General features: G+C 69.0%; 5 protein-coding genes. 2 read left to right on the plus strand and 3 right to left on the minus strand.

What is annotated here, in order from left to right; genetic code table 11:
• Positions 1 to 1422: aldehyde dehydrogenase family protein (locus QOZ89_RS46555; RefSeq protein WP_312630322.1), on the plus strand; the 1422-nt coding region annotated here is incomplete at its 5' end.
• 75 nt (positions 1423 to 1497) lie between these two features.
• Positions 1498 to 2364 carry a mycofactocin-coupled SDR family oxidoreductase gene (locus QOZ89_RS46560; protein WP_312630182.1) on the plus strand — a complete coding sequence of 289 codons (867 nt, stop codon included), beginning with the start codon at positions 1498 to 1500 and terminating at the stop codon, positions 2362 to 2364.
• 309 nt (positions 2365 to 2673) lie between these two features.
• On the opposite strand, the gene QOZ89_RS46565 is transcribed toward QOZ89_RS46560, so the two are convergent.
• From QOZ89_RS46565 to QOZ89_RS46575, 3 genes are all read right to left on the minus strand, one after another.
• On the minus strand, positions 2674 to 3855 hold the full coding sequence (locus QOZ89_RS46565; protein ID WP_071050080.1) for an amidohydrolase family protein: 1182 nt from the start codon (positions 3853 to 3855) through the stop codon (positions 2674 to 2676).
• Between the two features lie 237 nt (positions 3856 to 4092).
• Positions 4093 to 5373 (minus strand): cytochrome P450, encoded by a 1281-nt coding sequence (locus tag QOZ89_RS46570; RefSeq protein WP_083418968.1) that lies wholly within the window; start codon positions 5371 to 5373, stop codon positions 4093 to 4095.
• A 163-nt stretch (positions 5374 to 5536) separates the two neighbouring features.
• A partial coding sequence (locus QOZ89_RS46575; RefSeq protein WP_312630353.1) for an acyl-CoA dehydrogenase family protein occupies positions 5537 to 6592 on the minus strand: 1056 nt, incomplete at its 5' end.

Raw genomic sequence — 6592 nt, forward strand, 5'->3', positions numbered from 1 at the left:
GCCGACATGGACGCGGCGGTGGCGGCCGCGCGGCGGGCCTTCGATGAGACCGACTGGTCCCGCCGGCCGGCTGCCGAGCGCGGCGAGTTGTGCGCGCGGTTGGCCGCGGCGATCGCAAAGCGCGCGCCGGAGCTCGCCGAGCTGATCACCGAGGAGATGGGCACCCCGCTGCTACAGGCGCAGCTCTACCAGGCGGTGGCCCCCTCGGTGAGCCTGAACTACTACGCGCGGCTGGCGAGCAGCTACCGCTTCGAGGAGATGCGGGTCAGCGACCTGTCCCCGCTCGCCGGAGGCGAGGGTGGGGCGAGCGCGATCCCGTTCGCCGGGAAGAGCCTCGTAGTCCAGGAGCCGGTCGGTGTGGTCGCCACCTTCGCCGCGTTCAACTTCGCCCTCGCCTGCGCCGCCCAGAAGGCGGCGCCGGCGCTCGTCGCGGGCTGCACCGTCGTGCTCAAGGCGCCGGAGCAGGACCCACTGTCGTCCTTCGTGCTCGCCGAGCTGGTGGACGAGGTGGGATTCCCGCCTGGCGTGCTGAACATCGTCGCGGCGGGACCGGAGTCCTCCGAGTACCTGGTCCGCCATCCCGGTGTGGACATGGTGAGTTTCACCGGTTCGACCACCGTCGGAAGGCGCATCGGCGAGATCTGCGGCTCGCAGGTCAAACGGGCCGTCCTCGAGTTGGGCGGCAAGTCCGCCGCGATCATCTGTTCGGACGCCGACCTCGGGCTGGCGGTCCCCGCACTGATCGGCAGCAGTGTCGCCATGAACACGGGCCAGGCCTGTGTCGCGATGAGCCGGATCCTCGCTCCCGCCGCCCGCTACGACGAGATCGCCAATCGGCTGGCGGCAGCAATCTCAAGCCTGAAGGTGGGGGACCCGATGGAACCCGACACGGCGATCGGCCCGCTGATCACGGCGGCGCATCGCGACCGGGTCGAGGGCCACATCGCCAGGGGCCTGGCCGAGGGCGCCACCGTACGCGTCGGCGGCGGCCGTCCCGCCCACCTACCGCGGGGCTGGTACGTCGAGCCGACGCTGCTCACGGACGTCCGCAACGACATGAGCGTCGCCCAGGAAGAGATCTTCGGCCCGGTTACCGCCCTCATCCGCTACGAAGATGAGGAGGATGCGATCCGGATCGCCAACGACAGCCGGTTCGGCCTGGCGGGCACCGTCTTCACCGCGGATGCCCTGCACGGTTTCGAGATCGCCCGGCGGATCCGTAGCGGGACGTTCTCGGTGAACACCTACGTCTGCGATCTCAACAGCCCGTTCGGCGGCTACAAGCAGTCCGGGATCGGGCGCGAGCACGGCATTACCGCCCTGACGGAATACCTGCAGACCAAGACCATCTCGGTCGATCCCGCCACCGATCTGCCGGCCGAGATCCTCGCCGCGGCGGAAAGCGTCCCGGCGCCCGTATAGCCGGCCCGGGGCGCGGCTGGCTTACCGGCTGCGCCGCGGTTGCGCAACACCATCGACTCCGGACCGGAGGAAACAGTGACAAACCAACAAAGGCGCGGGCGGGTCGAGGGCAAGGTCGCGTTCATCACGGGAGCCGCCCGAGGTCAGGGGCGTTCCCACGCGATCCGCCTGGCCGAGGAAGGCGCGGCTGTGATCGCCGTCGACCTCTCCGACACGGCCAGCAAGGACATCAGCCGATTCTCGCCGTACCCCATGGCCACCGAGGCCGACCTCGAGGAGACGGCGCGGCTGGTGACGGCGACCGGACGCGACATCCTCACCCGTCACGTCGACGTCCGCGACCAGGAATCCCTCGACGCCGCGGTCGCCGCCGGGAAGGAACGGTTCGGCCACATCGACATCGTGAGCGCCAACGCGGGCATCGGCGGCACCTACGCCACCGCCTGCGAGCTGACCAGGGAGAACTGGCAGGCCGTCATCGACGTCGACCTCACCGGCGTCTGGCAGACAGCCAAAGCGGCGACACCCGTGATGATTGAGCAGGGTAACGGCGGATCCATCATCATCACGACCTCGACGATGGGCCTGAAGGGCCTGCCCAACATGGTCGCCTACATCGCCGCCAAGCACGGCGCCGTCGGGGTCATGCGCGCGCTCACACACGAGCTGGGCCCGTTCTCGATCCGCGTCAACGCGATCGCGCCCTGCTCCGTCGACACCGACATGATCTTCAACGACGCGATCTACCAGCTGTTCCGCCCCGACCTCACCGCACCCACCAAGGAGGACACCATCGACGCCTTCCAAGCCATGAACATCATGCCAGTCCCCTGGAACGAGGCACGGGACATCTCCGAGGCGGTGCTCTGGCTGGCCTCCGACGAAGCACGCCACGTCACCGGCATCGTCCTGCCCGTCGACGCCGGACAACTCGCGAAATAACCACCACCCAAACCGAGCGTCCGCGTCGGCGACCGCATCCGCCGGGCGACAGGAAACCGGGGCCGGGCATCCGCGCTCGGCCCCGCCGGCGGTCCAACCGCCGGGGCTTCCAAAGCGCCTGACCAGTCACTTCGCTTGTCAGGCTCTTGATCGCGAGGGTGATGACGCTCCGGGCTCGAAGCCTCCCAGCCGGCCTCCAGCTGGCCGTGGTGCCCCACATGGGATGAGGGGCCGGGGAACCAAGCCCATCCGAGCGCCGGTCGGCGCGGTGATCCGACCGGCGGCACCGCCGCCGGTCGGTCGACACGCTCAGTCGAGATGGTAGATACGCGCGGCGTTGTCGTGCAGGATCTTGCGCAACACCTCTGGCGGCAGGTCGGACAGCGCGCCCTCGATGAAGTGGTCGGGCCGCACCGCCGCGGTCGCCGGGCCGGGCGACATGCTGGTCGGATGTGGAAAGTCCGTCTCGTACAGGATGTTGTCGGCGCCGAGGAGCTCGATCGCCTGCTTGGCGGTCTCGTTCTCGAACCAGAAGCAGCCGTAAATCTGGCGCTGGAAGTACTCGCTCGGCAGCAGGTCGTACTCGGGGTGCTCGAGCGGCACGCCGCAGTTCTTCCACTGCCAGTCCAGTGCGGTGAGGGCGTACGGGATCCAGCCGATGCCGCTCTCGACGGACACGAAGTTCAGCCGCGGGAAACGGTGGCAGATGCCGGCGCAGATGATGGTCGCGATGGTGCTGGCGTTGCCCATGAAGAAGGAGACGCCGACGGAGGCGTAGTTCGCGTGCAGCCCGTTGCTCGGGATGTTCTTCTCGATCAGCGACAGGTCACCCGAGGCGATGTGGAAGTTGACCGGCTGGCCGAGGTCCTGCGCGGTGGCCCAGAGCGGATCCCAGTGCGAGTCGGCGAGCATCGGCAGCCCGAAGAAGTCCGGCTGCTGCGCCATGATGACGCCTCGGTGGCCGGCCGCGGCCGTCCGCTCGACCTCCCGGCAGGTCGCCTCGATGTCCCAGAACGGTAATGCGGTCATCGGCAGCAGGCGGCTCGGGTCGGCGCTCGCCCATTCGGTCTGCCAGTCATTGTAGGCCTGGATGCAGCGCAGCATCAGCTCCGAGTCCTTAAGCCCGAGAAACTTCCCCATACCGAACCCGGCCACGTTCGGGTAGAGCACCTGCGCCCAGATGCCGTACTCGTCCATCCGCTTCAACCGCTCCGGTGCGCTCCAGAGCGCGGGGTCGACGTCGGCCAGCCGCCGCGGGTGCTTTGGCGGGTATTCGTGCCATCCGGCCATCGCGCCGCCGGCGGTCGCCGACAGGCGCTCGTCACCGAAGTACCACGCCTCTTCTTGGAGCTCGTCGTCCCAGCGGGCATGCGGCACCAGGCTGCCCCACTTCTTCGTGGAAATTCGCGAGGTCCACAGGTCGGCGGGTTCGATGACATGGGTGTCTGTGTCGATCACCTTGATATCGTCGACGACAGGCGTCACGGCCATAGGTCAGCCTCCTGGAGGTCCTGGGAAACAGCGGAAAGCCCCAGGGACGGGCTGTGCGTCAACCCGGGTACAATACAAGCCTATTCCTCATGATAAAAATGGGCAAGGTGTGCGGAGGCGGGCCTGGCAGGATTTTCAGCGAGACCGCCAGGCCGCACTACATAGGAGTGACGACGTCGCTGCCGCCGGTCATCGGACCGGCGGCGGCGACGCCTTCTCGGCCCGCGTTATCTCCCGCTATCCAGCGGTGTCCCACGCCAGCTGGAGGTCGACCAGACCGGCCGCGCCACCGCGTTCGAGGACCGGCCTGTCGGCCGCGAGGCGGTAATCGGGGATTCGCCTGTGCCAGACCTCCAGCGCGACACTCATCTCGGCGCGGGCGAGGTGCGCGCCGAGACAGCGGTGCGGCCCGGCGGCGAAGGAGAAATGCCGGTTGGCCTCGCGGTCCAGGTCGACGTTGTCGGGATTCGGGAAGACCCTCGGGTCACGCATTGCCGAGCCCAGGGTGAGCTGCACCATGTCGCCCTTCTTCATGGGGCAGCCATGGAAGTCCACGTCCCGGGTGAGCTTGCGGCCATCCTGAATGATCGGGAAGGCGCGCAGGAACTCCTCGACGGCCGTCGGCAGCACCGACGGGTCGATCGCCATCCGGTATCGATGCGCCGGCGTGGTGGCCAGGTGATGGAACGCGTAGCTCAGCTGGCTCTTGACCGTGTCGAGACCGGCGAGCACCAGCACGACGCACATCTCGAGGATCTCGTCGTCCCGCAGCGGGCGGTCCCCGAACTTGGCCGTCATGAGATGGCTGACGAAATCCTCCCCGGGATCGCGCTGGGCGGCCCGGCGGTCCGCGACGAGGTTGACGAAGTGCTCCATCATCGCCGTCACCGCTTCCAGCGTCCTGGCCTGCCCCTCGGGATCGGTGAAGCCGGCGAAGACGGTGTCCACCCATTCGACGAACAGCCCGTCGTCGGCTGCCGGCAGTCCCAACAGGGAGAGGAAGACCCGAGTGGAGTAGACCGCGGCGAAGTCGTTGACGAACTCGCAGCGGCCGGCATCGATGAACATGTCGATGGTCTGGTCGCACAGCTCGCGCATCCGGGGAGCCAACGCGTTCACCGCTCGCGGCGAGAACGGCGGATTCAGGATCTGGCGGTACGTGCTGTGGTCGGGCGGCGCGACATGCGTCGGTATCCAGTGGTAGCCCGGGTTCGGGTCCAGCGGTATGACCGAGTGGCTGCCGAAGACGTTCGGGTTCTGGTAGGCCTCCCGGCATTCGTCGTAGCGGGTGAGCATCCAGAAGCCGGTGCCGAAATCGTTCCAGTAGATGGGGGCGGCCTCCCGCAGCTCGGCCATCTCCCTGACACCGGTCAGCGCGGGGCGTGGGGACATGATGTCGTAGGTGACCACGGGACATCCGCCCCGATCGGCCGCCTTGGTGGCGGCCGGTTCCCGCGGCGCGGCGGGTACCGGGTCCGCGGCCGTCGCGTCGGACTCGGGAGCGGTGGGCGCGCTCACCGGCCGGCCAGGCTCTGCTGCGGGATCCCCATGTTTCTCCTTCTTCCTCTTCTTCCTCGGCTCCTTCTCGCCGGTCGGGCGGAAAAGCTGGTGATCCTCCGCCGGCCGGTGGGTCGGTTCTTCGGGGGTCCCGCGATCGTGAGCGTCCGACCACCAGAGCTCGTCAGAGCTTCCCGGCCGCCTCCAGCTGGCGGATCAGCTGCTCCCGGTGGTAGGTCGGGTCGCCGAACATCAGCGCATTGCTCTTCGCCCGGCGGAAGTACAGGTGCGCGGAGTGCTCCCAGCTGAAGCCGATACCGCCGTGGATCTGGACGTTCTCGGCGGCCGCGAAATCGAAGCACTCCGAACAGCGGATCTTCGCGATGGAGGCGGCGACGGGCAGCTCGGGGTCCGAGGTCGCCGCCGCCCACAGCCCGTGGGCCAGCGCGGTCCGAGCGGCATCCAGCTCGAGCGCCATGTCCGCGCAGCGGTGCTTGATCGCCTGGAACTGCCCGATCGGACGCCCGAACTGCACCCGCGTCCTCGCGAACGCGACGGCCGTCTCCAGCACCCGCGCCGCGCCGCCTACCTGTTCGCAGGCCAGGGCGACGGCGGCCAGGTGGCCGAGGTGCTCGAGGGTCGGTCCGGCGCCGCCCTCCGGGCCGACGAGCCGGCCCGGCACGGAGTCCAGGTCGAGGCGCGCCTGGCTGCGGGTGAGGTCGAGTGTCGGCATCGCGCCGCGGGTCAGACCCGGCGCGGTTCCGTCGACCGCGAAGAGACTGACGGCGGATCCCGCGCCGTCGCCCGTCCGCGCGGCGACGAGCACGAGGTCGGCGATGTGTCCGTCGAGGACGAACATCTTCGTCCCGTGCAGCTCCCAGCCCGCCGCGCCGCGCGTCGCGGTCGCGGCGACATCGGCCGCATCCCAGCGCCCCGACTCCTCCACGACCGCCACGGTCGCGATGGTCTCCCCCGCGGCGATGCCAGGCAGATAATCCTTGCGGGCCGCCTCGTCGTCGATGTGCAGCAACGCGCCGGTCGCGAGCACGACGGTGGACAGGTACGGCGCGCACGTCAGGGTGCGCCCCATCTCCTCGAGGACCACGCCGACCTCGGCGAAGGTGGCGTCGCTGCCGCCGTGCTCGGCCGGGATGCACAGCCCGGTGAGGCCGAGCTCGCCGGCCAGCCTCGCCCACTGCCCCCGGTCGTAGCCCTCCGGCGTCTCCATCAGTCGCCGGAC

The organism is Pseudofrankia coriaricola, assembly GCF_032027725.1.
Lineage (GTDB): Bacteria > Actinomycetota > Actinomycetes > Frankiales > Frankiaceae > Pseudofrankia.